Origin of the sequence: Frondihabitans sp. 4ASC-45 (assembly GCF_049472575.1) — a bacterium.
In the GTDB taxonomy this organism is placed as follows: Bacteria; Actinomycetota; Actinomycetes; order Actinomycetales; family Microbacteriaceae; genus Frondihabitans.
In genome coordinates this window covers 1-25518 of record NZ_JBCEBN010000010.1, presented here as the reverse complement: position 1 = coordinate 25518, position 25518 = coordinate 1, and the positions used below count along the sequence as shown (strand labels likewise).

Annotated in this window: 22 protein-coding genes and 1 pseudogene; 11 read left to right on the top strand and 12 right to left on the bottom strand. The window is 68.4% G+C overall.

What is annotated here, in order from left to right; translation table 11 throughout:
• The first annotated feature begins 17 nt into the window (after window positions 1–17).
• Window positions 18–1832, top strand: a complete 1815-nt coding sequence (gene sdhA, locus VH571_RS14555) for a succinate dehydrogenase flavoprotein subunit (protein ID WP_233573016.1) — start codon at window positions 18–20, stop codon at window positions 1830–1832.
• A gap of 1 nt (window position 1833) precedes the next feature.
• Window positions 1834–2586: a succinate dehydrogenase iron-sulfur subunit gene (locus VH571_RS14550; RefSeq protein WP_055959493.1), complete on the top strand. Its 753-nt coding sequence runs from the start codon at window positions 1834–1836 to the stop codon at window positions 2584–2586.
• Between the two features lie 50 nt (window positions 2587–2636).
• On the opposite strand, the gene VH571_RS14545 is transcribed toward VH571_RS14550, so the two are convergent.
• The 6 genes from VH571_RS14545 to ptsP form a co-directional block, all read right to left on the bottom strand.
• Window positions 2637–2981 carry a hypothetical protein gene (locus tag VH571_RS14545; RefSeq protein WP_423265138.1) on the bottom strand — a complete coding sequence of 115 codons (345 nt, stop codon included), beginning with the start codon at window positions 2979–2981 and terminating at the stop codon, window positions 2637–2639.
• Complete coding sequence (locus tag VH571_RS14540) at window positions 2971–4017, bottom strand: DUF6177 family protein (protein ID WP_423265137.1); 1047 nt, start codon at window positions 4015–4017, stop codon at window positions 2971–2973. Before VH571_RS14540 ends, VH571_RS14545 begins: the two co-directional genes overlap by 11 nt.
• Before the next feature lie 157 nt (window positions 4018–4174).
• Window positions 4175–5353 (bottom strand): mannitol-1-phosphate 5-dehydrogenase, encoded by a 1179-nt coding sequence (locus tag VH571_RS14535; protein ID WP_423265136.1) that lies wholly within the window; start codon window positions 5351–5353, stop codon window positions 4175–4177.
• On the bottom strand, window positions 5350–5787 hold the full coding sequence (locus tag VH571_RS14530; protein ID WP_055959501.1) for a PTS sugar transporter subunit IIA: 438 nt from the start codon (window positions 5785–5787) through the stop codon (window positions 5350–5352). The genes VH571_RS14535 and VH571_RS14530 overlap by 4 nt, the downstream gene beginning before the upstream one ends.
• 108 nt (window positions 5788–5895) lie before the next feature.
• Window positions 5896–7455 carry a PTS mannitol transporter subunit IICB gene (locus tag VH571_RS14525; RefSeq protein ID WP_055959503.1) on the bottom strand — a complete coding sequence of 520 codons (1560 nt, stop codon included), beginning with the start codon at window positions 7453–7455 and terminating at the stop codon, window positions 5896–5898.
• 58 nt (window positions 7456–7513) lie between these two features.
• Window positions 7514–9172 (bottom strand): phosphoenolpyruvate--protein phosphotransferase, encoded by a 1659-nt coding sequence (gene ptsP / locus VH571_RS14520; RefSeq protein ID WP_423265135.1) that lies wholly within the window; start codon window positions 9170–9172, stop codon window positions 7514–7516.
• A gap of 215 nt (window positions 9173–9387) precedes the next feature.
• Between ptsP and VH571_RS14515 the strand changes: the two genes are divergently transcribed.
• From VH571_RS14515 to VH571_RS14475, 9 genes and pseudogenes are all read left to right on the top strand, one after another.
• Window positions 9388–10158 carry a DeoR/GlpR family DNA-binding transcription regulator gene (locus tag VH571_RS14515; RefSeq protein WP_055959507.1) on the top strand — a complete coding sequence of 257 codons (771 nt, stop codon included), beginning with the start codon at window positions 9388–9390 and terminating at the stop codon, window positions 10156–10158.
• A 44-nt stretch (window positions 10159–10202) separates the two neighbouring features.
• The gene (locus VH571_RS14510; RefSeq protein ID WP_123942003.1) at window positions 10203–10475 is read left to right on the top strand and encodes an HPr family phosphocarrier protein; all 273 of its coding nucleotides are present in this window, start codon (window positions 10203–10205) and stop codon (window positions 10473–10475) included.
• A gap of 66 nt (window positions 10476–10541) precedes the next feature.
• Complete coding sequence (locus VH571_RS14505) at window positions 10542–11387, top strand: exodeoxyribonuclease III (RefSeq protein WP_423265134.1); 846 nt, start codon at window positions 10542–10544, stop codon at window positions 11385–11387.
• A 44-nt stretch (window positions 11388–11431) separates the two neighbouring features.
• Window positions 11432–12457 carry a tryptophan--tRNA ligase gene (gene trpS / locus VH571_RS14500; RefSeq protein ID WP_423265133.1) on the top strand — a complete coding sequence of 342 codons (1026 nt, stop codon included), beginning with the start codon at window positions 11432–11434 and terminating at the stop codon, window positions 12455–12457.
• A 19-nt stretch (window positions 12458–12476) separates the two neighbouring features.
• Entirely contained in the window at window positions 12477–13034 is a 558-nt protein-coding gene (locus VH571_RS14495) for a GNAT family N-acetyltransferase (protein WP_423265132.1), read from the top strand.
• Window positions 13035–13194: 160 nt separating this feature from the next.
• Entirely contained in the window at window positions 13195–14196 is a 1002-nt protein-coding gene (gene ribD, locus VH571_RS14490; RefSeq protein WP_423265219.1) for a bifunctional diaminohydroxyphosphoribosylaminopyrimidine deaminase/5-amino-6-(5-phosphoribosylamino)uracil reductase RibD, read from the top strand.
• Window positions 14197–14222: 26 nt separating this feature from the next.
• Window positions 14223–14816: pseudogene (ribA, locus tag VH571_RS14485) on the top strand (GTP cyclohydrolase II); the annotation flags it as partial.
• Window positions 14817–15028: 212 nt separating this feature from the next.
• Window positions 15029–16402 (top strand): MFS transporter, encoded by a 1374-nt coding sequence (locus tag VH571_RS14480; RefSeq protein ID WP_423265131.1) that lies wholly within the window; start codon window positions 15029–15031, stop codon window positions 16400–16402.
• A 91-nt stretch (window positions 16403–16493) separates the two neighbouring features.
• Complete coding sequence (locus VH571_RS14475; RefSeq protein WP_423265130.1) at window positions 16494–18491, top strand: ABC transporter ATP-binding protein; 1998 nt, start codon at window positions 16494–16496, stop codon at window positions 18489–18491.
• Window positions 18492–19127: 636 nt separating this feature from the next.
• On the opposite strand, the gene VH571_RS14470 is transcribed toward VH571_RS14475, so the two are convergent.
• The 6 genes from VH571_RS14470 to VH571_RS14445 form a co-directional block, all read right to left on the bottom strand.
• Window positions 19128–19847, bottom strand: coding sequence for an isochorismatase family protein (locus tag VH571_RS14470; protein WP_423265218.1), 720 nt, complete (start codon window positions 19845–19847; stop codon window positions 19128–19130).
• Window positions 19844–21349 (bottom strand): D-alanyl-D-alanine carboxypeptidase/D-alanyl-D-alanine-endopeptidase, encoded by a 1506-nt coding sequence (locus VH571_RS14465; protein WP_423265129.1) that lies wholly within the window; start codon window positions 21347–21349, stop codon window positions 19844–19846. The genes VH571_RS14470 and VH571_RS14465 overlap by 4 nt, the downstream gene beginning before the upstream one ends.
• A gap of 56 nt (window positions 21350–21405) precedes the next feature.
• Window positions 21406–22407: a Gfo/Idh/MocA family protein gene (locus VH571_RS14460; RefSeq protein WP_423265128.1), complete on the bottom strand. Its 1002-nt coding sequence runs from the start codon at window positions 22405–22407 to the stop codon at window positions 21406–21408.
• A 12-nt stretch (window positions 22408–22419) separates the two neighbouring features.
• Window positions 22420–23331 carry a ribokinase gene (locus tag VH571_RS14455; protein WP_423265127.1) on the bottom strand — a complete coding sequence of 304 codons (912 nt, stop codon included), beginning with the start codon at window positions 23329–23331 and terminating at the stop codon, window positions 22420–22422.
• Between the two features lie 179 nt (window positions 23332–23510).
• The gene (locus VH571_RS14450) at window positions 23511–24440 is read right to left on the bottom strand and encodes a phosphate ABC transporter ATP-binding protein (protein ID WP_423265126.1); all 930 of its coding nucleotides are present in this window, start codon (window positions 24438–24440) and stop codon (window positions 23511–23513) included.
• Window positions 24441–24453: 13 nt separating this feature from the next.
• Complete coding sequence (locus VH571_RS14445; protein ID WP_423265125.1) at window positions 24454–25467, bottom strand: sortase; 1014 nt, start codon at window positions 25465–25467, stop codon at window positions 24454–24456.
• Between the last annotated feature and the right edge of the window lie 51 nt (window positions 25468–25518).

Genomic DNA, 25518 nt, shown 5'->3' with positions numbered 1-25518 from the left:
TCTCTCGTAAGGCTCTCGTGTCAGACATCCCAGACTCCTCCACCGCCCCGACACGCACCGTCGACGGCATCCACTACCACCAGCACGACATCGTCATCGTCGGTGCCGGTGGTGCCGGAATGCGCGCCGCCATTCAGGCCGGTGCCGGTGCGTCGACCGCCGTGATCTCGAAGCTGTACCCGACCCGCTCGCACACCGGTGCGGCTCAGGGCGGAATGGCCGCGGCTCTCGCGAACGTCGAAGACGACAACTGGGAGTGGCACACCTTCGACACCGTCAAGGGCGGCGACTACCTCGTCGACCAAGACGCCGCCGAGATCCTCGCCAAAGAGGCGATCACCGCCGTGCTTGAGCTCGAGAACATGGGGCTGCCGTTCAACCGCACCCCCGAGGGCAAGATCGACCAGCGCCGCTTCGGTGGCCACACGTCTGAGCACGGCAAGGCACCCGTGCGTCGCGCCTGCTACGCGGCCGACCGCACCGGCCACATGATCCTGCAGACGCTCTTCCAGAACTGCGTCAAGCTGGGCATCAACTTCTTCAACGAGTTCTACGTGCTCGATCTGATCATGACCGAGGTCGACGGTGAGAAGCGCCCCGCGGGCGTCGTCGCCTACGAGCTCTCGACCGGCGAGCTGCACGTGTTCCAGGGCAAGGCCGTCATCTTCGCGACGGGCGGCTTCGGCAAGATCTACAAGACGACCTCGAACGCGCACACGCTCACCGGCGACGGCGTCGGCATCATCTGGCGCAAGGGCCTCCCGCTCGAAGACATGGAGTTCTTCCAGTTCCACCCCACCGGCCTCGCGGGCCTCGGCATCCTCCTGTCAGAGGCGGCCCGTGGCGAGGGCGCCATCCTCCGCAACAGCGAGGGCGAACGCTTCATGGAGCGCTACGCCCCCACGATCAAAGACCTGGCGCCCCGCGATATCATCGCCCGGTGCATGCGCACCGAGATCCGCGAGGGTCGCGGCGCCGGCCCGAACAAAGACTATTTGTACCTCGACATCACCCACCTCTCTCCCGAGGTGATCGATGCCAAGCTGCCTGACATCACCGAGTTCGCGCGCACCTACCTCGGCGTCGAGCCGTACACCGAGCCCGTTCCTGTGCTCCCGACGGCTCACTACGCGATGGGTGGCATCCCCACCAACGTCAAGGCCGAGGTGCTCGCCGACAACACCACGGTCGTGCCCGGCCTCTATGCCGCCGGCGAGTGCGCCTGCGTCAGCGTGCACGGCTCCAACCGTCTCGGCACCAATTCCTTGCTCGACATCAACGTCTTCGGCAAGCGCGCCGGTGACAACGCCGTCGAGTACGTCAAGACCGCCGATTTCGTGCCGCTCCCCGACGACGCAGCCGACTTCGTGAAGGGCCTCATCGATCAGGTGCGCGGAGCGACCGGCACCGAGCGGATCGCGACACTCCGCAAAGAGCTCCAAGACTCGATGGACGACAACGCCCAGGTGTTCCGCACCGAAGAGACGCTGACCGCCGTGACCGAGAAGATCGAGGAGCTGCGCGAGCGGTTCTTGAACATCTCGGTGCAAGACAAGGGCAAGCGCTTCAACACCGACCTGCTCGAGGCGATCGAGCTCGGCTTCCTGCTCGACCTCGCCGAGGTCGTCGTCTATTCGGCGCTTTCCCGCCAGGAGAGCCGCGGCGGTCACTTCCGCGAAGACTTCCCGAAGCGCGACGACGAGAAGTGGCTCGTGCACACGATGGCCTACCTCACGGGTGACGCGCACTCCGCTGACGCCGGCGACCACATCAAACTCGACACGAAGCCAGTCGTTATCACGAACTACCAGCCGATGGAACGGAAGTACTGACATGAGCACCGTCCTCGAAGAGCGTCCGGCTGCAGCCGACGCGATCCAGAAGTTCACCGCGACGATGATGATCCGCCGCTTCGATCCCGACACCGACACCGAGCCCCGCTGGCAGGAGTTCTCGGTCGAGATGCTCCCCACCGACCGCGTGCTCGACGCGCTGCACCAGATCAAGTGGGAGCAAGACGGCTCGCTGACGTTCCGCCGCTCATGCGCTCACGGCGTCTGTGGCTCCGACGCCATGCGGATCAACGGCCGCAATCGTCTTGCCTGCAAGACGCTCATGAAAGACCTCGACATCTCGAAGCCGGTCTACGTCGAGGCGATCAAGGGTCTGCCCCTCGAGAAAGACCTCGTCGTCGACATGGAGCCCTTCTTCGCCTCCTACCGCGAAGTGCAGCCCTTCCTGCAGTCCTCGTCGAAGCCCGACAAAGAGCGACTTCAGTCGGCAGAGCAGCGCGCCCGCTTCGACGACACCACGAAGTGCATCCTCTGCGCCGCGTGCACCTCGTCGTGCCCCGTCTTCTGGACCGACGGCCAGTACTTCGGCCCGGCGGCCATCGTCAATGCGCACCGCTTCATCTTCGACTCGCGCGACGAGGCTTCCGAGGTCCGCCTCGACATCCTCAACGACAAAGAGGGCGTGTGGCGTTGCCGCACCACGTTCAACTGCACCGAGGCGTGCCCGCGTGGCATCCAGGTGACGCAGGCGATCGCCGAGGTCAAGGCTGCTGTCTTGCGGGGTCACGCGTAGGCCTAGCGCTTCCTCCCGCCGCTTGCGGGTCCGAGCAGCCCGCAGACCCACTAGTCAGCGACCACACACACCGCGTCAAGCGCGAGAGCGAGCCGCAGGGCAATCGACACTCCCGCCTCACCGGAGCCACCGAGAGGCGAGAACCCATCACTCCACCAGATCGGCAGCGCCACGTCGGGTGCGTCGGGCAGGAGTCGAGCGACCTCGCCCGCACTCTTCAGCAGGAGCGGTCGATACACGGTCAGTAGCACGGCCCCGTCGCCGGCCATGACCTGAAGCGCCGCCCCCGCATCGATCTCGCGCACCTCGACCGCTCCGCCGAACCCCTCCGACGCCGTCGCGACAGCGGTGAGGCCGAAGTCGACCGGGCTCAGAATTGTGATCTCACGGGGCATGAGGATCCCGTCTCCCGCGCCGGTCAATCGGCTCACCGCCGACCGAGTTGAGCGCGTCGTTCAGTCTCTCCCACCCCGAGCTGGCCGCGCTCCCCAGCGTCAGAAGGTAGGCGGGCTCTGCGGGCCTGCCCACGACGACCACGTCTTGCTCGCCGGCGAAGTCCCGGCTGTCGAGATCGAGGCGTGCCACCGAGGGTGCACCGATCAGAAGCGCGACCGGGTTCGGCGGCGGGTACTCGACGGGTCGCAGGCACCGATCCGGTTCGCCGACGCGGGCCAGCACGAGCGCGAAGGTCGGCGTCGAACGCCTGCTGAGCTCGGCCAGCGCGGCCCGGAGCCGGTCGATCGCACGGTCGAGCCCCTCGATTCCGCCCGGCACCTCCACGGTCAGCGCGATGGTCTCCTCGATCCCGTCGTCGGAGACACGGGCGGTGACGGCGGCGGAGAGACGGTCTCCCTCGACGAGGATCCGAGACGGCACCGGAGCACGATGCCGTGCGTCTTGTGTGAGCACCCAGCGATCCCAAACGTGATCGAGCGGCTCGGTCCGGCCCCACACGAGCGGCTTCGTCCCCGAAACGGCGTCGGCCAGGGCCTCGAGCGCCCCGCCGAGCACCGTGTCGTGCGCCTCCGCATGCAGCAGCGCCACGTCGATGCTGAGTTGCGTCGTGTCGGCGACAGCCTGCTCCCACGAGGCGGCGGGCTGACTACCGTCGGCCTCCTGTCCAGGCGGCGCCACGGGTGCCTCCACGGCGTCGTCGATCGACGCGCGTTCGACACCCGTGATCCCGTCGCGAAATCCGGTCGGCGTCGTCACCGCCCAGACGCCCCCGGCGGCGACCAGCGCAGCCCGGAGCCCAATAGTGAGCCGCGACGTGTCGGGGGTGACGAGCACGAAGCGCCTCCCGCCGAGAGCCGGCCGAGCCAGCAGCTCGGCGAGCGGCGGACTCAGGCGCACCACGACCGCCCGAGAGTCGATCCGCACGACGTGCGGAGTGACCTCGTCGATCAGAGGGTGGCGAATCGGTATGCCCACGCGACCAGTGAACTCCCGGGGGTGCGCGACCGGCCCAGCCGGGTCGGATCCTGGGCGGTGCGAACTCGTCGGCCGCCGCGACGGCCAGACGCGAATCGGCCACCCCGACACGGTCTTCGCGTCGGGGTGGCCGATTCAGGTCGGTTCGAGGTGCGGGCTAGGCGCGCGCGGCAGCTACTCGTGCGGCGAACGGGGCGACGAGCGGGTGCCCGGCATCGAGGCCCGTGATCGTCGTCGCGACGGTCTCATCGTCGAGCGAGGTGTCGGCCAGCATCGCCTGCAGCTCGACGCTCTGCTCGTCGTCGGTGACGTCGAACTTCAACGCCGCGCCCATGGCGTCGAGCAGCGCAGTCGGCTCGGTGCCCGACTCGGCAATGGCCGCACCGGGCGATACAAACCGCTCGTCTCGCGACAGCTTGCGGAGCGGCTGGCGACCAACACGGGTGACCGTGTCGGGCAGGCTCGCGTTCTCGAAGCGCGTGAGAATCGCCGCGACGTACTTCGCGTGCTCGGCCGGGTCGAGCTCGTGCTTGGCGATGAGCAGCGCGCTCGTCTCAGCGAGGACTGCCTCGACAGCGGCATGGACCTCGGGCAGCGCGATGGCGTCCGAGATCTTTTCGGCGCCGGCGGCAAAACCGAAGTACGCCGTCGTCGCGTGGCCGGTGTTGACCGTGAAGAGCTTCCGCTCGATCGAGGCTTCGAGGCCGTCGACCCAGTGGACACCCGGAATCTGGGGCTCGGCGCCCTCGAACGGCGTGCGGTCGATGGCCCACTCGAAGTAGGTCTCGACGGTGACGTCGAGGCCCTGGCCCGGGGCCTGCGCCGGCACGATGCGGTCGACGGCCGTGTTGGCGAAGATCGCTTTCGCGAGAGAAGGATCCGAGGCTCCGCCCGGCAGGGCGGCGACGATGAACTCCTCGAGGCGGTCGGTCGCGTTGATCGCATTCTCGCAGGCGAGAACGGCGAGTTTCGGCAGCGCGGCGTCGCGCGCTGCGAGGCCCTCGGCGATCGCCGGCGCGATGTAGCGCAGCACGTTCGGGCCCACGGCGCAGGTGACGATGTCGGCGGTGGCAACGGCCTGGACGACCGCCGCGGGATCGGCCGACGAGTTGAGCGCGCGGAACCGAGTGACCTCGTGGTCGCGGGCTCCCGTTCCGACCTCGTGCACCACGTAGGAGTCGGCGGCGGCGAGCTCGTTGATCAGCTCGGCGTTGACGTCAGAAAAGACGACCTCGTAGCCGGCCTCGTGGAGCAGCAGGCCGACGAAGCCTCGGCCGATGTTACCGGCGCCGAAGTGGACGGCGGTGCCGGGAGTCGAGTCGGTGCTGTCGCTCACTCGTTGACCTCTTCGAGCTGCGTGAAGATCTCGTCGACGCCGGCGGCGTCGCGAAGCGCCTGCACCTGGTCGTCGTCGGAGAAGATGATCGCGATCTTGGAGAGGATGTCGAGGTGCTCGTTCTCGATGCCGGCGATTCCGACGACGAAGTGGACGGGGTTGCCGTCCCAGTCGATCGGGGTCGTGTAGCGGACGAACGAGAGGGCCGACTTGAGGATCGCGTCTTTCGCCTCGTTGGTGCCGTGCGGGATCGCGAGGAAGTTGCCCATGTAGGTCGAGACGCTCTTCTCGCGCTCGATCATGGCCGGCAGGTAGTCGGCTGTGACCGAGCCCGCCTCCAGAAGGATCTCGCTGGCCTCTCTCATCGCCTCCAACTTGGTGGTGGCGGTGCCTTCGGCTTTGATCTGGCTCTTCTGCAGGACGGAATCGGTCATAACTCTGATGCTACTTTCGTTCGACGGACGGCGCCCTCGAAAGGGCGCCGTCCTTGGTGTGAATCGTGAGCCGGGTCGGATCCTTGAGGGATCCCCCCCGGCCGCGGATCAGTTTTGGTGCGAGATCTCGTTGACGACCTCGTCGTACTTCGGCGAGTTCATGAAGTTGTCGACCGAGATGTGCTGGGCAGTGGGGTTCTTCTGCTTGGCACGGGCGGTCAGATCCTGGTGCGTGATGATGAGCTGCTCGTCACCGGTGAGGTTGGCGATCGACTTGTTGACGACCGTGACCCCTTCGATGCCGGCCTTCTTGATCTTGTTGCGGAGCACGCTCGCACCCATGGCGCTGGAGCCCATTCCGGCGTCGCAGGCGAACACGATGTTGTCGATGCGCGTCGCCGTCGTCGTCGTTCCGCCAGCGGTGCCGACGCCGCCGAAGGAGGACTCGGCCTCTTCTTCGGTCGCGGGGGCGTTGTTGCCGAACAGCGCGGTGGTCGCGGCGTTGGCGTCGCGGCCCTTCGAGGCCTGCATCTTGGCGAGCGCCTCGGTCATGTCGCCGGCGCCCTCACGAGCCAGGTCGCTCTTGCGGCTGGCGATGAGGAGCAGCGAAGCGACGACACCCGAGACGGCTGCCGAGAGGACGACCGAGAGGATCACGCCGACGTAGCTGTCACGCGACGTGTTGGCCAGGACCGCGATGATCGAGCCGGGCGAGGCCGGTGCGACGAGACCCGAGTTGAACGCGACGTTCGTGCCGACGCCAGTGGCGCCACCGAGGATGACGGCGAGCAGCAGCTGAGGCTTCTGCAGCACGAACGGGAAGTAGATCTCGTGGATTCCACCGAAGAACTGGATGATGATCGCGCCGGGAGCCGAGGCACGGGCCGCACCGATTCCGAAGAAAGTGAAGGCGAGGAGGATTCCGAGGCCGGGGCCGGGGTTGGCCTCGAGTAGGAACAGGATCGACTTGCCCGAGTCCTGGACCTGCTGGGCGCCGAGCTGGTCGAGAACGCCGTGGTTGATCGCGTTGTTGAGGAACAGGATCTTGGCGGGCTCGATGATGATGCTCGCGAGCGGCAGCAGACCGGCGTTGATGAGGGTCTCGACCGCGTTGCCGAGGCCGGTGGCGATCAGCTTGAAGAGCGGCGCGAGCCAGAAGAAGCCGATGAGGGCGAGCGCGAAGCCGAGGATACCGGCAGCGTAGTTGTTGACCAGCATCTCGAAGCCGGGCTTGATCTTGCCGTCCCAGATGCGGTCGAGACGCTTGATGAGGAATGCGCCGAGGGGGCCACAGACCATCGCACCGAGGATCATGATGGTGCCGTTCGCACCGACGATGACACCCATGGCCATGATCGATCCGACGACGGCGCCGCGGGTGTCATAGACCATACGGCCACCCTGGAAGGCGATCGCGAGGGGGATCAGGTAGGTGAGGATCGGCGAGACGAGGCCGATGTTGGCCACCCCGTCGGTGGTGCCGAAGCCGCCGAGGATGCCGACCGGAGTCCAGCCGGTCTCGATGAAGAAGGCGGTGATGAAGCCCCACGCGATGAAGATCGCGATGTTGGGCATGACCATGCCGGAGAGGAAGGCACCAAAGCGCTGGATGCGAACGCGGGCGCCTTCGCTTTCCTTCACTCGGGCGTCAGGAGACGTCGTTGTCATTGTCGGATCTTTCTGTCGTGTGGTGGGGGGTTGTGATGCGGGAGGGCAGGGTTGCTGATTACGAGGTGGAGACGGAGGACACCGCCGCGGCACGAGCCGCAGCAGCCGACGGAGCGGCGACGGCGGCCTGAGCCATCGCCTTCGCCTCGTCGAGGGTGTGAGTCGAGAGTTCCGCGCGCACATCGGCCAGGGCCGCGGGCGTCATGGACAGGGTGGTGGCGCCGAGGCCCACGAGCACGACCGCGAGGAGCGGATCGCTGGCCGCCTCACCGCAGATGCCCACGCCCTTCGATGCCCGCGCGCCGGCCTCGCCGAGCTGGGCGACGAGGCGCAGAACTGCCGGGTGCCAGGGATCCTGGTAGGAGGCGACGGTGCCGAGCATGCGGTCGGCGGCCATCGTGTACTGGGTGAGGTCGTTGGTGCCGATCGAGACGAAGTCGGCGACACCGAGCACCTGGTCGGCCATCAGTGCGAGCGACGGGACCTCGGCCATGACTCCGGCGGTCTTGATGCCGAGCTCGCGAGCCAGATCGACGAAGTACTCGGTCTCTTCGACGTCGGCGACCATCGGCGCCATGACCCAGAGGTCGGCGTCGGTCTCGGCGTCTGCTTCGGCGAGCGCCGTGAGCTGGTCGCGGAGGATCTGCTCGTGGGCGCGAAGGGCGCGGAGGCCGCGACGACCGAGGGCCGGGTTCTCTTCGCCCGAGTCGGTGAGGAACGGCAGAGGCTTGTCGGCACCGGCGTCGAGGGCACGGACGACGACCTTCTTGCCGGGGAACTCCTTCAGCAGGGCGACGTACGACGCCTTCTGCGAGGCGACGTCGGGGGCGTAGGGCGCGTCGAGGAACAGGAACTCGGTGCGGAACAGCCCGACGCCCTCGGCGCCGAGGGCGACAGCCGCCGCGGCGTCTTTCGGAGAGCCGAGGTTCGCGAGGAGGGGAACCTTCGTGCCGTCGGCGAGGGCGCCCGGCGTGAGCGGCGCGGAGGCTGCGGCGAGACGCTCGGCCCGCTTCTGCTCGGCGTCGGCGATTTGCTCGGCGGTGGGGTCGGTCACGACGACGCCGGCAGCGGAGTCGACGATGACGACGTCGCCGTCGCCGAGCTTCTCGGCCTCGGTAACTCCGACGATCGCCGTGATGCCCTTGGACCGGGCGAGGATCGCGGTGTGAGACGTGGGACCGCCGTCGCGTGTGATGAGAGCGAGCACCTTGTCGAGGTCGAGAAGGGCCGTGTCGGCCGGTGCGAGGTCGCGGGCGACGAGGATGAAGGGGGTGGCCGACTCGGGCACGCCCGGAGCGTTGACGCCGCGGAGGTGCGCAATGATCCGCTGGCCCACGTCGCCCAGGTCGGCGGCGCGCTCGCCCATGTAGCCGCCCATGCCGCTCAAGATGTCTTGGAACGACTTGAAGGCCGTGAAGACCGCTCGCTCGGGGTTCGTGCCGGAGTCGATCTGTGCGTGGACGTCATCGAGGATCGAGGGATCCTGAGCCATGAGCGCCTGCGCCTCGAGAACGGCCTGCGCGTCTCCGCCGGCTGCCGCGCCTCGCGTGCCGAGATCCGCGGCGACGAACGCGAGCGCCTCGCCGACTCGGGCCTTGGCGTCGGCCGCGTCGCCCTGGAGAGGGGTCTGGTCGGGTTCGCCAAGGGGTTCGGCCATACGGAGGACGGGGCCGGACGCGGTACCGCGACCTACGCCTACACCGGTCAGTTCGGGCATCCGAGACTCCTTCATCTGGGCTGAGCTGTCTGGGAGCGACTGTCGTCGCATGACTAACGCGCACGAGGCGCAAGGACGACCATACCTCGAAGTGAATTGACAAACAAACAAAATCAGGGCTAAAAATGCATCAACAGACATTTGTTTGCGCTTGGTTGGGTTCCGGATCCGAGTTTGCGACCCCGAAGATGCCCATTTCTCACCGATGAGGACCGATGTACGCTCCAGAACGCCACCTCCGCATCGTCGAAGAGGCTCGGCAGCACGGTCGGGTCGATGTCCGAGACCTCGCCGAATTGCTCGAGGTCACTCCCGAGACCATCCGTCGCGACCTCACCAGCCTGGAGCGGCGAGGGTTGGTCCGTCGGGCGCACGGCGGGGCGATCCCCGTGGAACGCATCACCTTCCACCCGGGCGTCGGCGACCGAGGCGGAATCAACACGGCCGAGAAGATGGTGATCGCGCAGGCGGCCGTCGACGAGATCCCCGAGAACGGCTCGATCATCATCGACGCCGGCACCTCGACGATCCTGCTCGCCCAGATGCTGCCGTCTGACCGCGGCCTGACGGTCGTGACGCATTCGCTGCCGGTGGCCATGGCCGTCGCCAACCGCCCGGGCATCGACCTCCACCTGCTCGGCGGCAGCATCCGCCGTGACTCGCTCGCCGGTGTCGGCACTTGGACGCACCAGCTCGTCGGCATGGTCTCGGTCGACACCGCGTTCCTCAGCGTCGGCGGAATTACGCCAGAACGGGGCCTCACCACCCACAACATCTCGGAGGCGGCCGTGAAGTCGGCCCTCATCAAGTCGGCCCGCCGAAGCGTTCTCCTGGCAGATCACACCAAGTTCGGCCGAGAGGAGTTCGGTCGCGTCGCACCCATCGCCGCGATCGATACGATCATCACTGACCCGAGCGTCAACCTCGATCTCGTCCGCGAGGTCGAGGGGGCCGGCACCGAGGTCTTCTGGCCTGGCCGCGCCTGATCGTCGACCACCATCACCATCTAGCCACTTCCCTTGGAGGAGTCATGTCCGAAGCCACCCGTACCGTCACCGTCGCCTCGTCGTCCGGCCTGCACGCCCGACCCGCGTCGCTGTTCGTCCAGACGGTCACGGCCTCCGGCCACCAGGTCACCATCGCGAAGGGCGACAAGTCGGTCAACGCGGCGAGCATCCTCGGACTGCTCGGCCTCGGTGTGAACACGGGCGACGAGGTCGTCCTCACCGTCTCGGGCGACGACGCCGAGACCACCGCCGACTCTCTGGTCGAGTTCCTCACGACCGACCACGACGCGGCCTGACCGCTCCGCTCTTCCCCGCTGGCGCCCTCGACACTCATGTCGGTGGGCGCCAGTAGTCTTTTCGGCATGGGTTCACGTCTCCGTCTCGCCACTGTCAACGTCAACGGCATCCGCGCCGCCTACCGCAAGGGCATGGGCGAGTGGGTCGAGAGCCGCGACGTCGACATCCTCACGATTCAGGAGGTGCGGGCGTCCACCGACGACATCGAGGGTCTCCTCGGCCCCGAGTGGAACGTGCTCCACGACCCCGCGTCCGCAAAGGGTCGCGCGGGTGTCGCGATCGCCAGCCGCAAGAAGGCCGAGATCCACCGCGTCGACCTCGGCCCGACCGACTTCGACAGCGCCGGCCGCTGGTTGGAGGCCGACTACGACGTCGACGGCACAATCGTCACCGTCGTCAGCACCTACGTGCACTCCGGCGAGGTCGACACTCCCAAGCAAGACGAGAAGTGGAAGTTCCTCGACGCCATGTCGAAGCGACTTCCCGAACTCCAGGAGCACAACGAGTTGGCTGTGGTCACGGGCGATCTCAACGTCGGGCACACTCCTCTCGACATCAAAAACTGGAAGGGCAACGTCAAGCGCGCCGGGTTCCTGCCCCGCGAGCGTGCCTACTTCGACCGGTTCTTCGGCGAGGCGGGTACGAGCGTCGAGGGTGTCGACGGCACGACCGGCCCGGGTCTCGGCTGGGTCGATGTGGGTCGCCGGGCCGCCGGCGAGGTCGACGGGCCGTATACCTGGTGGTCATGGCGCGGTCAGGCCTTCGACAACGATTCCGGTTGGCGCATCGACTACCAGATGGCGACTCCGGCTCTGGCCGACAAGGTCACCGCCTACGCCGTCGACCGTGCCGAGTCGTACGACAAGCGATGGTCCGACCACACCCCTGTCGTCGTCGACTACTCCTTCTAAAACTCTTCCCCTTTTCCTTCCCCTCTCTTCCTCCGAGGAACGCAATGTCACTCCCCCGTCTCTTCTCCGGCATGCAGCCGTCTGGCGACTCCCTCCACGCCGGCAACTACATCGGCGCCCTCCAGCAGTGGGTCGCGCTGCAAGACACATACGACGCCCTCTTCTGCGTCGTCGACATGCACGCCATAACCGTGCCGCAAGACCCCGAGGTGCTCCGGGCGACCACGCGCCGCACTGCCGCGCAGTACATCGCCGGTGGCATCGACCCGTCGAAGTCCATTCTCTTCATCCAGTCGCACGTGCCGGCCCATGCCGAGCTCGCCTGGGTGCTCAACACGCTCACGGGCTTCGGCGAGGCGAGCCGGATGACACAGTTCAAAGACAAGTCGGCCAAGCAGGGCGCCGACTCCGCCTCGGTCGGCCTCTTCACCTACCCGGTGCTGATGGCCGCAGACATCCTGCTCTACGGCACCGAGCTCGTTCCGGTCGGCGACGACCAGAAGCAGCACGTCGAGCTCACGCGCACCCTGGCCGGGCGCTTCAACTCGAGGTTCGGCGAGACGTTCGTCGTGCCCGAGCCCTACATTCTCAAAGACACCGCGCGCATCTACGACCTCCAGAACCCGGAGTCGAAGATGAGCAAGTCGGCCGCGAGCGACGCTGGCATCGTCTGGATGCTCGACGAGCCGAAGAAGACCGCGAAGAAGATCAAGAGCGCGGTCACCGACACCGAACGCGAAATCCGCTTCGACCGGGGTGCCAAGCCCGGCGTCTCCAACCTCCTCGCGATCCTGTCGGCCTTCACCGGCACCGCGATCCCCGCGCTCGAAGAGTCGTATGCCGGGCGCGGCTACGGCGATCTCAAGGGTGACGTGGCCGAGGCCGTCGTCGAGAAGTTCACCCCGGTCCGCGAACGCACCCTCGAGCTGCTCGACGACCCCGCCGAGCTCGACCGGGTCCTCGCCGAGAACGCCGACCGCGCGGCCGAAATCGCCGAGGCGACTCTGGCGACGGTCTACGACAAGATCGGCTTCGTCCGTCGGGGCCCTTCCGGTCGACAGCTCGGCTGACGACACCATGCTGCCGTTCGTGCTCGAATCGAAGCGGCTGCGGCTCGAAGTGCCGCGGACGGCCGATGTCGGCGCCATCTTCGATGCCTGCCAAGACGAACAGCTCCAGAAGTACACGACGGTGCCGGTGCCGTACACGTTCCGCGACGCCCAGTTCTTCGTCTCGCAGGTGGTCGAGCGCGGCTGGACGACCGGCCGCGAGTACACCTGGGGGCTCCGCGAGCCCGGGTCGAGCCTGCTCGTCGGAATGATCAGCATCCGTCTGCTGCACCGCGACGTCGGTTTCTGGTCCGCCGCCGAGGCACGGGGGCGCGGCCTGATGACGGAGGCACTGCGCCTGGTCAGCGACTGGACCTTCGACGAGGGCCTTCCTGACATCCGGTGGGAGGGCTACGTCGGCAACACCGGTTCGGCCGGAGTCGCCCGCCGTTCCGGCTTCAGGTACATCGGTACGGGCCCCGGGCTCCAGCCCGACCGCGCCGGGCGTCACCCGAAGTGCTGGAAGGGCATTCTCTCGGCTACCGACGACGCCACCGAAAAGCCCGGCTGGCCGGCCGAGAGCGTCGCTCGGCCCTGAGTCGGCTCTCCGCTCTGACCCTGCCTGCCGCGCCACCACTGCTCTCCTGCGACCCTGCCCGGAATACAGCACGGCGGAGGGCGTTGGCTAAGGTCGAACAGCAACCCCCTACTCGAAAGACCGATCAGTGCCCCTCTCCCCCGACCGACTCGCGACTGCGATGCGGCACGCACTCAGCCTCGCCGCCCACGGTCCCGTCACCGGCCCGCACGCTCGAGTCGGCTGCGTCCTGCTCGACGACGCCGGAGCGACCGTCGCCGAGGGCTGGCACCGCGGGGCCGGCACACCGCACGCCGAGGTCGACGCACTCGCGAAACTCCCCGGGGGCGACGCACGCGGCCTGACCGCCGTCGTCACGCTCGAACCCTGCAACCACTGGGGGCGGACGGGCCCGTGCAGCGAGGCCCTCATCCACGCGGGAATCAGTCGGGTCGTCTTCTCCGTCGAGGATCCCGGTGCTCACTCGGGCGGAGGCAAGGAGCGTCTCAGAGACGCCGGCGTCCCGGTCGACGAGGGCGTCCTGGTCGACGAGGTCTCAGAGTGGATGCGCCGATGGCTGACCGCCGTGCGACTCGGCCGACCGTTCGTCACCGTGAAATGGGCGTCGAGCCTCGACGGCCGCGCCGCGGCCTCCGACGGCACGAGCCAGTGGATCACGGGCGCGGCCGCTCGTCAGCACGTACACGAGCAGCGTGCGGAGCACGACGCCATCCTCGTCGGAACAGGCACGGTCCTCAGCGACGACCCGAGCCTGACCGCCCGGGGCGACGGCGGCGAGTTGCTCGCGAGCCAGCCCGTGCCGGTGGTGGTTGGTGAGCGGTCCCTGCCGGCGACCAGTCGGATCCTGAAGCACCCTCGCGAAGCGATCGTCACCGGCACACGCGACCTCGACGCGGTGCTGTCCGACCTGTACGCCCGCGAAATCCGCACCGTGTTCGTCGAGGGCGGGCCGACGGTCGCCTCCGAATTCATCCGTCGGGGTCTCGCCGACGACATCCTCGTCTACCTGGCGCCGACGCTGATCGGTGGCCCCGGGCTCGCCCTCGGCGACCTCGGCGTCGACACGATCGACGGGCAGCACCGTCTCACCGTGACGCACGTCACACCCCTCGGCGACGATCTCGCGATCCTCGCCCGCACCCGGAGCGGGAGCTCTTCATGACCGACACCCCCGCGGTTCGACCGCACGTCTCATTCGAAGTCGAGACCACCGTTCCGACGACGCACGGCACGTTCCGCATGCGCGCCTACCGCGACCTCGACACCGGAGCGGACCACATCGCCATCGTGTCGGGGCGTCCCGGCGACGGCGCCATCGTGCGCGTGCACTCGGAGTGCCTCACCGGTGAAGCGTTCGGGTCACTCAAGTGCGAGTGCGGGCCCCAGCTCGACGCCGCCCTCGACACCATTCGCGACCACGGCGGCGTGGTGATCTACCTCCGGGGCCACGAGGGCCGAGGCATCGGCCTCATCAACAAGCTGCGCGCCTACAAGCTGCAGGAGGAGGGCCTCGACACGCTCGACGCGAACCTCGCGCTCGGACTCCCCGCCGACGCGCGCGAGTACGTCGCGGCCGCCGACATCCTGCGCGACCTCGGCATCACATCGGTGCGGCTGCTGTCGAACAACCCCGACAAGCGTCTGCAGCTCACGCAGCACGACATCGAGGTCAGCGAGATGGTGCCCCTCGTCGTCGGCGTCGGCACGTTCAACGAGTCGTACCTCGACACCAAGCGCGACCGGATGGGACACCAGCTTCCGGGGTCGCTCGGTACCGCCTGAGCTCGCGAAACCCTGCCGCGCGGTTCGACGGGCCGGGCGTGTCGTAGTAATGTGCCACTCGGCTGTTACAAACGGCCAATTACTTCCCCGGTGGCGACGATGCTCGGGAGCCCCGCCTCACCCCGCGCCGCCTCTCGAAGCGCCTCTCCGCCGCCTCTCTCGGTGCGATCTCTCGGGCTCGCACCCTGCACGTCAGCGACGGAGACACTCGCATGTCAGCCCGCACCACCACGCCCGCAACACCCGGCAAGCCCACCGCGACCGGCTCCGACGCCGCGCCGGTGAACTCGCGCTCCCGCGTCATCGTCGCGAGCCTCATCGGCACCTCGATCGAGTTCTACGACTTCTACGTCTACGCGACCGCGGCAGTGCTGGTGTTCCCCACCCTCTTCTTCGCCAACTCCGACCCGACGATCGCTCTGCTCCAGTCGTTCGCGGTCTTCGGCGTCGCCTTCGTCGCCCGACCGGTCGGCTCGATCGTCTTCGGCCACTTCGGTGACCGCATCGGTCGGAAGAACACACTCATCGCATCGCTGCTCACGATGGGTATCGCGACCTTCTTGATCGGACTCATTCCCGCCGGCACAACCACCGGATGGTCGATTCTGGCTCCGACGTTCCTCGTCATCCTGCGCTTCGCCCAGGGCTTCGGACTCGGCGGCGAATGGAGCGGGGCGGCGTTGCTCGCGACGGAGAACGCCCCCAAGGGCAAGCGCGCCATCTACGGCACGTTCCCGCAGCTCGGCGCACCCATCGGCTTCATGATCGCCAACGGGCTGTTCCTGGTGCTCAACGTGTCGATGTCGGCCGAGGCGTTCGCCAGCTGGGGCTGGCGCATCCCGTTCCTCGGCTCGGCCCTGCTCGTCGCGGTCGGCCTCTACGCCCGATTCAAGCTCGTCGAGACCCCCGCGTTCACCAAGGTCATCGAGACCGGAAACGTGTCGAAGCTCCCCCTCGGCCGCGTGTTCCGCACCAGCTGGCGTCAGCTGATCCTCGGCACGTTCATCATGCTGGCGACCTACACGCTCTTCTACCTGATGACGACGTTCACGCTCACCTACGGCACGACACCAGCCGACGCCCCCGTGGCCGGGCTCGGCTACACCCGCGAGAAGTTCCTGCTCATGCTCATCGTCGGTGTCGCGTTCTTCGGCATCTTCACGCTCGTGTCGGGGCCGCTGGCCGAGCGCTTCGGTCGGCGACGCCTCCTGCTCGTGGTGACCAGTGGGATCCTCGTCTTCGGCTTTTTGTTCACCCCGCTCTTCGGGGCAGGTTTCGCCGGTGCGCAGGGTCTGCTGATCGTCGGGTTCATCCTGATGGGGCTCACCTTCGGGCCCATGGGTGCGGTGCTGCCGGAGCTGTTTCCCGCGAACGTCAGATACACAGGATCCGCCATCAGCTACAACTTTGCGAGCATCCTGGGCGCCGCAGTCGCCCCCTTCATCGCCGTGGCGCTCTGGAAAGCCGCCGAGGGAAGCACCTGGCTCGTCGGCGTCTACCTGTCGGCGATGGCGCTCATCACGCTCGGCGCACTGGTGCTCAGCAAAGAGACGCGCGACGTCGACTACGGCGACAACCTGAGCTAGCCGTCTGGCTGTTATTCACAGACCCGAGGGATTCGTGGGCGGTGTCGGACGCCGAGGCTAAAATCGACGGAGCACCCATCAGAAGGACAGAATGAGCTCCGACACCGACTCGCGCCCCACCGCTTCTCCGACCGCGTCGGTGCCCTCTGCCGACTCGGCGTCTTCGTCTGCTGCGGGTTCGGCGTCTTCTTCGGGTTCTGCGTCGTCCGGCACGAAGAAGCGCGCGCGTCGCCCTCGCCCGCCGCGTCTCGACCGTAACGGGCGGCCCATTCCCGAGGGGCCCAGAGCGAAGTTCAGCCAGCTGCTGCCCTACCTCTTCGAGAACAAACCGGTGCTCTTCGTGATCGTCGGGCTCAGTGTTCTCGGTGCGGCCGCATCGCTGGCTCAACCGCTGCTCGTTCAGCAGGTGATCGGCTTCGTCCAGGCCAACAAGCCTCTCGGGCCATTGGTCTTCGCCCTCGTCGCCTTGGTGGTCGTCTCGGGCCTGGTCAACGGGTTCCAGCACTACCTCCTGCAACGAACTGGCGAGGCGGTCGTGCTCTCGAGCCGCCGTCGACTCGTTGCGCGGATGCTCAACCTCCCGATCAGCGAATTCGACGCGCGACGGACGGGCGACCTCGTGTCGCGCGTCGGCTCCGACACCACCCTGCTCCGGGCCGTCCTCACGCAGGGGCTCGTCGATGCGGTCGGCGGCTCGCTCACCTTCATCGGCGCCATCATCGGCATGGCAATCATCGACCCCGTGCTGCTGGCCCTCACGGTGCTGATCGTGGCCATCTCGGTCGTGGTCGTCGTGACGCTGTCGCGCCGCATCCGCGTTGCGAGCCAGCGGGCACAGCGCAAAGTCGGCGACCTGACCGCCGCCGTCGAGCGGGCTATCTCGTCTATTCGCACGGTCCGGGCTTCCGGGGCCACGGAGCGCGAAATCGACGCCATCGACGTCGATGCCCGCGGCGCCTACGACCGCGGTCTCGAGGTGGCGAGCGCCTCCGCCGTCGTCGTGCCGATCGCCAGCGTCGCCATGCAGGTGTCGTTCCTCGTCGTCCTCGGCGTGGGCGGCTACCGTGTCGCGACCGGTGCCGACACGATCGCCGACCTCGTTTCGTTCATTCTGTTCCTGTTCCTCATGATCATGCCTCTCGGCCAGGCGTTCGGCGCCGTCACCAGCGTCAACTCCGCGCTCGGTGCTCTCGGCCGCATCCAAGAGATCATCGATCTCCCCGGTGAGACCGCGAACGACGAGGCTCTGGCCCGAGCGGCCGCGACTGCTGGCACCGTGGCCGAGTCCGACCACTCGCTGACCTTCGAGGGCGTCGAGTTCAGCTACCCGACCGCTCCTCCCAGCGAGGAGGAGCTCCTCGCCCCCATCACCCCCAAACCTGCGCCGTCATCGGGCGTCGACTCCGACCTGACAGTGCTCCGCGGCGTCTCGTTCACTGCACCCCAGGGCAAGCGCACCGCGCTAGTCGGGCCGTCCGGTGCCGGTAAGTCAACCATCCTCGCGCTCATCGAACGCTTCTACGATCCGACGACCGGCGTGATCCGACTCGGCGGCGTCGACATCCGGGCTCTCGACCGCATCGAGCTCCGGGCTCAGATCGGCTACGTCGAGCAAGACGCTCCCGTGCTCGCCGGCACGATCCGAGACAACCTCGTGCTCGGCGCTCCCGGCGCCACCGACGACGACTGCCGTCGCGTACTCGAGGCCGTCAACCTCACCGCCGTTCTCGAACGCGGCGAGCACGGCCTCGACGCCCAGGTCGGCGAAGACGGCGTGATGCTGTCCGGTGGCGAGAAGCAGCGCCTCGCCATCGCGCGCACCCTTCTTGCGGCACCGCCGATCCTTCTGCTCGACGAGTCGACCTCGTCTCTCGACGGCATCAACGAGCAGCGTCTCCGCGAGGCGATCGACGCGGTCGCCGAGAACCGCACGCTGATCATCATCGCCCACCGCCTCTCGACGGTGGTCGACTCCGACCAGATCGTCGTGCTCGCCGAGGGCTCCGTGGTCGGTGTCGGCACGCACTCCGAGCTCGTTCAAAGCACGCCCCTCTACCGCGATCTCGCCAAGCACCAGCTGCTCGTGTAGTTCGCGGCTGTGTGCTGGCTTCGGCTCGCACCCGACCGGCCGGCTCGCACCCGACCGGCCGGCTCGCACCCGACCGGCCGGCTCGCACCCGCCCGGCCGACTCGCACCCGCCCGGCCGACTCGCACCCACGCGATCGGCTCACACCCGCACGATCGGCTCACACCCGCACGATCGGCTCACACCCGCACGGTCGACCCAGGCAGCCGCCCTAGCCGGCGGGTGCACGCCGCTCTTGCGGGTCTGGGCCGATGGTGCGGGCCATAGCCCTGGGTGCACGCGCGAACGGCGGTCGCTCCCCCCACGAGATGGCCCAATTGACGGGAGCTAGCCACGCTCGACGTAGGTACGGCCATCTCGCGGCGTGCGGGCGGACACTGCCGGACAGCCCACGACGCCGAGATCGCAGTTGAGGTCGCCCACACCCGACGCCAAGTGCGATCTCGGCGCGGGCAACGAGCCTCAACGAGATGGCCTAATCGACGGGAGCTAGCCACGCTTATCGTGGGTAGGGCCATCTCGCGGCAGGCGGGCGGGCCCGGGCGGACCCACGACGCCGAGATCGCAGTTGAGGTCGCCCACACCCGACGCCAAGTGCGATCTCGGCGCAGGCAGAAGCAAAAGCGAGCGCAGCGCGACTACACGACCTCGATGCCCGCAGCACGCATCTCGTCGAGAGCCGCGGCGCTCGAGCGGGCATCGACGCCCGCGACGAGATCGCCGAGCACGCGCACCCGCCCAGCACCGCCAGCACCAGCACCAGCACCACGCGAATTACGCAAGCCACCCACGCCCGCCCCGAGCAGCGCCACCGCGTCAAGCGCCGAGGCCCGCACGCAGTAGTCGGTCGCGATGCCGACCACGTCGACCGAGTCGACGCCGGCTCGGGCCAGCACCGACGCCACGCGCGAGCCGTCGTCGGTCACGCCCTCGAACATCGAGTACGCGGGCTCGCCCATGCCCTTGCGAACATGCACATCGATCAAAGCCGTGTCGAGGCTCGGGTGGTAGTCCGCGCCGACGGTGCCGGCCACGCAGTGCACAGGCCAGGTAGTAACGAAATCAGGATCCGCTCCCCCCGCAAAATGCCCACCGTTGTCGTTCCCCGCATCGTGCCAGTCCCGCGACGCCACCACGAGGTCGTAAGCAGCAGACGCGCCAGACACACCCGAGGCAGAAGCGCCAGACACACCCGAGGCACCGCCAGCGCCCCCAGCACCGGCACTCCCAGCACCCCCGGCACCACCCCGCACCAACGCCGTGATCCCCCGCGCGACCGCCGCTCCCCCGTCGACGCCGAGTGCCCCGCCCTCCGTGAAGTCGTTCTGCACGTCGACGATGAGGAGCGCGCGCATCACGAGTTGGTCAGGTTGGCGCCGCACGAGTAGGCGGCGGTGGTCAGCGTGTCGAGCGCCTCGCGGGCTGTGCCGGTGACGTTGCCGATGGCGTAGAACGCGAACGCCAGCTTGGTGCCGTCTTTCGCGTCGATGGTTCCGGCGAGCGTGTAGGCGCTGTCGATCCAGCCGGTTTTGGCGTGGACGGCCCCGCGGGCGACGGCGTTCGCGCCGGTGAACCGCGTCGCCAGGGTGCCGCTCTGGCCCGAGACGGGCAGGGCGTCGTACAGGACCCCGAGGGATCCTTCGCGGTTCAGCACCTTGATCATCAGGTTCGCCTCGAAAGCCGTCGGAACGCCGTTATTGGCGCTCTCGCCGGAGCCGTCGACGATCTTGATTTTCGACGAGTCGAGGCTGTACGCCTTCTTCAGGGCCGCCTGGTAGACGCTCGTGAGGGATGCGGCCGAGCCGTCGGATCCTGAGACCTTTGACGACACGCGAGCGAACATCTCGGCCAGCGTGTTGTCGCTGTTCGGGATCATCTGCCCGACGAGGGTCGACACGGGCTGCGACTGCACCTGCCCGAGCACGGTCTTGCTGGTCGCGACGCCGCGGGTGAGTGGGGCCGTCGAGGCGCCCTTCACCCCGGCTGCGGCGAGGGCCGCGCGGAAGGCCTCACCGGCACGGCCGACCGGGTCGGTGCTGCGCGGGCTCGTCGCCAAGGCGGGGTTGGCACGATCGCCGTCGACCATGAGCGCGACGACCTCGGGCTGGTAGCCGATGGTGCGCTCGGTGAGGGGCCAGCTGGCGTCGTAGCGGTCGGCGTCGTTCCAGAAGCTGTCGTCGAGCTGGATCGACTTGAGCGCCTTCGTGCCGAGGCGCGATTTGACCTGCGTGGCGAGGTCGCTGAGCTTCGGCGCTCCGCTGTAGACGCTCTCGGAACCGGCCGGCGTGGCCGAGAGAGTGGCGTCGCCGCCGCCGACGAGCGTGATGTCGCCGTCTTTGCCGACGACCTTGGTCGTGAAGCGGTAGTCGGGGCCGAGCACCGAGAGCGCGGTCGCGGTCGTGAGCGTCTTCATCACGCTTCCGGTGCGCGCCGGGGTCTGGCCGTTGCGGTCGAAGAGGGTCGCGCCGGTCGCGGCGTTCACGACAGTGCCCTCGAAGGTGCCGAGACGGCCGTCGGCGGCCGCGGAGGCGACGGAGCAGGTGCGCAGCGGCACGGGCGAGGCGACGGGCGACGGTTTTGCACGCTCGGCCGACGCGGTCGCTTTCGGGGTCGAGGTGGCCTTGGGGGTGGCCTTCTTCGACGACGGAGCGGACGGCGACGGCGTGGAGTCGGCGACCGCACCCGCCTGCGTCGAGGGCGCCGTCGGGGCCGTCGCCGCACCGGCGGCTAGCGCGGAGCCGCCGAACAGCACCAGCGCCAGGGCCCCTCCCGTGATCGCGGAGCCGCGGGGGTGGGAGCGAATGAAGGCGGTGGCGCGGGAAAGCGGGCCGGCCGAGGTGGCCTCGTCGTCGGAAGTCATCCAGGCCATCCTACGAAACGTCAGCGAGAACGCCAGCCCCCGAGCGAGGCTGGCCCCTACCTGCCGCCGGGATACACGACACCGAGCTGGCGCCGCACCTCGTCCATCGTCTCCATGACCGCGATCGATGCGGCCGGCGTGAGGGCGGCGTCGTCGCTCCAGCCCTCGTCGACGAGCCGCGCGAGCTCGAACGCCTGGAACTGCATTCCGCGCAGCCCGTCGTCGTCGGCGTCGTAGCGCGTCACCAGCAAGCCGTCGGCGGCGTAGACGCTGAACCCCGACGGGGCGAAGAACGTGTCGTCGATCTCGATACGGCCGTGGGTGCCGTCGATCCGGGCGCTGTTGACGAGCGCGACGTCGAGGGCGCTGTAGATCAGCGAGGTTGCTCCCCCGTCGTGCGACAGCACGACGCCCGACGATCGGTCGACGCCGCGGTCGCTCAGCACTCCGCTGGCGCTGACCGAGGTCGGCGCTCCCAGCACATCGAGCGCGAACGCCACCGGGTAGACCCCGAGGTCGAGCAGAGCCCCGCCACCGAGCGCCGGGTCGTTGAGACGGTGGTCGGGGTCGCTCGGCAGCTTCTGCGCGTGCGTGCCGGTGAAGAGACGGAGGTCGCCGATGGCTCCCGAGCGCAGGATCCGACGGAGCTCCCGATTCTGCGGCAGGAATCGCGTCCACATCGCCTCCAGCGCGATCACGCCGGCCTGCTCTGCCGCGGCGTAGACCTCGCGTGCCTCGTCGGCGTTCAGCGTGATCGGCTTCTCGATCAGCACGTGCTTGCCGGCGGCGATGGCGAGCAGGGCCTGGTCTCGATGGAAGGCGTGCGGGGTGGCGATGTAGATCGCATCGACGGTGTCGTCAGCCACCAGAGCTTCATAGCTGCCGTGCGCGTGGGCGATGCCGAACTCGTCGGCGAACTTCTGTGCGGTGGCCAGCGTGCGCGAGCCGACCGCGGTCACGTCGAGGTCGACGCCCTGTTCGCGAGCACCGACGAGGTCGGCGACGAAGGTGGAGGCGATACCGCCCGGACCGAGGATTCCCCAGCGAATACGTGACATGGGTCGATCCTGTCAGATGCCGAGGTCGGCGGCCCTCGCGTACGAGGATTGCGCCCCGAGGCCGTGGATCGCGAAGCTGCCAGCACGGGTGCCGAGGCTCACCGCGTCGGCGAGCGAGCTGCCACGGGCGATCGCCGAGGCCATCGCGCCGGTGAAGGCGTCGCCTGCCCCGGTCGTGTCGACGACCTCGTCGGTCGCCTCCGCGGGTGCGTGCCCGGTCGCGTCGGATGTCGCCCAGATCGCTCCCTCGGGCCCGAGCGTGATGACGACCGATCGTGCCCGCGACCGAAGGGCCTCGAGAGCCGCGTCGGCCCCCGCCCTGTCGGCGACGGCAAGCCCCGTCATCTCGGCGGCCTCGCCCTCGTTAAGCACGAGAGGGTCGGCGAGCGCGACCACGTCGCTCGCGATCGACGTGAAGGGCGCGAGGTTGATCAGAACGCGGAGACCCGTGTCGGCGGCGGCCCGCACGCTGGCCTCGAGCACCGCAACGGAGAGCTCCCCCTGGAGCGAGAGGATCGCCCCGGGCTGTGCCAGGCGCCGCACGGCCCGCGAGGCGCGGTCGGCCGTCACGGTGCTGTTGGCCCCCGAGACGACCGTGATCGAGTTCTCGCCGGCGTCGTCGACCATGATCAAGGCCAGGCCGGTCGGCTGGCTGTCGATGATCGAGACGTCGTCGATCGAGACGCCGTCGGTCTGAAGGGAGCGGAGGATCCGCGCGCCGTCGTCATCCCGACCGACTGCGCCGACGAAGTGGACGTCTGCCCCCAACCGCGCGGCGGCGACGGCTTGGTTCGCGCCCTTGCCGCCGGGCTGCTTGGCGAGGCTCGTCGCGATGGTCGTCTCACCGGGACGGGGTGACCTCGGGGTGCGGACGAGGTAATCCTGATTCGCTGATCCGACGACGATGACGCGCGAGCTGTTCACGCCGTCAAGACTGTCACGATCCCGCCCTCAATTCACCGAGCCCCACGCCGAACAGCCGCGCCGAGCTGCCGCGCTCGGCGCGGTTGGTGGGGGTCCCGTCTCGCCGTCCCGAAACAGCTCGCGCGAGACGGGACCCGGAGGGCGCACCAGCACCGGTGCTCCCTCGCCCGGACGACCCGTCAGCCGAAGCGGCCGTTGACGTAGTCGGAAGTCCGGGGATCCTGGGGGCGGTCGAACATGGCCTCGGTGAGCCCGTGTTCGACGATGGCACCGGGGGTGCCCGCCTCGGCGAGGAAGAAGGCGCAGCGCTTCGAGACGCGCTGGGCCTGCTGCATGTTGTGGGTCACGATGACGATGGTCACGTCGGTCGCGAGCTCGGTGATCGTCTGCTCGATGCGGCGCGTCGACGTCGGGTCGAGTGCGGAGCACGGCTCGTCCATCAGCAGCACTCGCGGGCGCACGGCGAGCGAGCGCGCGATGCAGAGCCGCTGCTGCTGGCCGCCCGAGAGGCCGCCGCCCGGCTGACGCAGGCGGTCCTTGACCTCGGTCCAGAGGCCGGCCTTGAGAAGGGTCTCCTCGACGAGATCCGCCTTCGCCGACTTGTCGAGCTTCACGCCGGTCAGCGCCAGCCCGGAGAGCACGTTGTCTTGGATGCTCATCGCCGGGAACGGGTTGGGCTTCTGAAAGACCATTCCGATCTGACGACGGGCATCGGTGATGCGGCGGCTCGCGTCGTACACGTCGACGCCGTCGAGCAGCACCTCGCCGGCGAGTGAGGCGCTCGGCACCAGTTCGTGCATGCGATTGAGGATCCGGAGGAACGTGCTCTTACCGCACCCCGAGGGTCCGATCAGCGCCGTCACCTCCCCCGGCTGCATGGTCAGCGACACCCGGTCGAGCACCTTGCGGTCGCCGAACCAGGCGGAGATCGCGCGAGCGTCGAGGGTGGCGAGGGCGGGAAGGGCGGCCGTGTCGACGGCGGGTTCGTCGAACCAGGCGCCGAACTCGGCGGTAGTGGAGAGGCCGGTCGGCACACCGGCGGACGGACCGGAAGGCGCGTCGAGCGGGGCCGTGCCGGACACCGGTGCGGGAACGGGTGCAGTAGTCATGGGAGTTCTCGAATCACATCAGGTTGGGAAGCAGGATCATGGTCTGTCGGGCGGCGACGAGCCCGACGGCGAGGAGCACCGGAACGGCGACGACCCAGGTCTGTCGTCGTCCCCAGAAGCGTGTGCTCAGTGCGAAGAGCGTGATCAGGCCGAAAAGGAGGATCAGCCCGAGCAGCAGGAACGGCCAGGCTTCGCCGTCGCCGACCATCGGGAGTTCCTCCTGGCCGAGCGCGGCGTAGTCGAGCACGGTCTGAGGTGTCGGCTGAGCGGCTGACGTGAGAGTCGCATCGACGCGGACGATCCCATCGGGGAAGAACGGCATCCCTTCGGCGCTCACCAGGGTTAGTCGGCCGCCGCCCGACGCCATCGCCTTCGGCACGGGATCCCCCTCGTGGCGAACACCGATCACCGAGTACTTCGCGGATCCTTGTCCGGTCGTCGCGACGATGACGTCGCCGGCCTTGAGCGAGGCGAGGTGGGCGAAGGGCGCACCGTTCGAGGCCTGGCGGCCGTAGAGCACGCTGGCGCCCTGCTGGCCGGGCAGCGGTGTGTCGCGGCGGTGACCCGGCCCGCCCTCGGTGACCGACGAGGAGGTGCCCTCGAGGACGACCTGGTTCAGACCGATCGAGGGGATCTCGAGGATCGCCACCGGGGTGCCGAGGGCGAGCAGGTGCCCGTCTGTGCCGGTCTGGCCGACCGGGGCGGTGGCGTTCGCGAGCTGGTAGCGGAAATCCGAGACCGACAGCTGCTGGTCGCGGACGGCGCTGATCTGCGAGACGCCGGCGAACTGGGCGACGAAGCCGACCGCGAGCAGGCCGACGACGATGACGGCCGAGCCCGAGAAGCGGAGGCGGTCGGGTGTGGACAGCGCGGGGAACGACTGGGCGGCGGGGCTCGTGGTGTCGAGATCGGACCATCCCGCGGCCCCGGCGGAAGAGCGTGGCTTCCCGGAGACGGCGCGGCTCGGCCAGCGGAGACGCCGCAGGAGGGCGCTCGGGCCGCTCGAGGGGCGGACGGTGGTGGTCATGTGGTGTGCCAGTCGGGAGGAGGAACGGGGGAAGCGGGCCGGTCGCACGAG

What these genes read in the sequence shown, in the direction of transcription:
- VH571_RS14525 (WP_055959503.1), bottom strand. Translation starts at nt 7,455, where the DNA reads ATGACAACGACGTCTCCTGACGCCCGAGTGAAGGAAAGCGAAGGCGCC.
- VH571_RS14550 (WP_055959493.1), top strand. Translation starts at nt 1,834, where the DNA reads ATGAGCACCGTCCTCGAAGAGCGTCCGGCTGCAGCCGACGCGATCCAG.
- VH571_RS14450 (WP_423265126.1), bottom strand. Translation starts at nt 24,440, where the DNA reads ATGACTACTGCACCCGTTCCCGCACCGGTGTCCGGCACGGCCCCGCTC.
- VH571_RS14475 (WP_423265130.1), top strand. Translation starts at nt 16,494, where the DNA reads ATGAGCTCCGACACCGACTCGCGCCCCACCGCTTCTCCGACCGCGTCG.
- VH571_RS14460 (WP_423265128.1), bottom strand. Translation starts at nt 22,407, where the DNA reads ATGTCACGTATTCGCTGGGGAATCCTCGGTCCGGGCGGTATCGCCTCC.
- VH571_RS14510 (WP_123942003.1), top strand. Translation starts at nt 10,203, where the DNA reads ATGTCCGAAGCCACCCGTACCGTCACCGTCGCCTCGTCGTCCGGCCTG.
- VH571_RS14445 (WP_423265125.1), bottom strand. Translation starts at nt 25,467, where the DNA reads ATGACCACCACCGTCCGCCCCTCGAGCGGCCCGAGCGCCCTCCTGCGG.
- VH571_RS14515 (WP_055959507.1), top strand. Translation starts at nt 9,388, where the DNA reads ATGTACGCTCCAGAACGCCACCTCCGCATCGTCGAAGAGGCTCGGCAG.
- VH571_RS14545 (WP_423265138.1), bottom strand. Translation starts at nt 2,981, where the DNA reads ATGCCCCGTGAGATCACAATTCTGAGCCCGGTCGACTTCGGCCTCACC.
- trpS (WP_423265133.1), top strand. Translation starts at nt 11,432, where the DNA reads ATGTCACTCCCCCGTCTCTTCTCCGGCATGCAGCCGTCTGGCGACTCC.
- ptsP (WP_423265135.1), bottom strand. Translation starts at nt 9,172, where the DNA reads ATGCCCGAACTGACCGGTGTAGGCGTAGGTCGCGGTACCGCGTCCGGC.
- VH571_RS14465 (WP_423265129.1), bottom strand. Translation starts at nt 21,349, where the DNA reads ATGACTTCCGACGACGAGGCCACCTCGGCCGGCCCGCTTTCCCGCGCC.
- ribD (WP_423265219.1), top strand. Translation starts at nt 13,195, where the DNA reads ATGCGGCACGCACTCAGCCTCGCCGCCCACGGTCCCGTCACCGGCCCG.
- VH571_RS14530 (WP_055959501.1), bottom strand. Translation starts at nt 5,787, where the DNA reads ATGACCGATTCCGTCCTGCAGAAGAGCCAGATCAAAGCCGAAGGCACC.
- VH571_RS14480 (WP_423265131.1), top strand. Translation starts at nt 15,029, where the DNA reads ATGTCAGCCCGCACCACCACGCCCGCAACACCCGGCAAGCCCACCGCG.
- VH571_RS14505 (WP_423265134.1), top strand. Translation starts at nt 10,542, where the DNA reads ATGGGTTCACGTCTCCGTCTCGCCACTGTCAACGTCAACGGCATCCGC.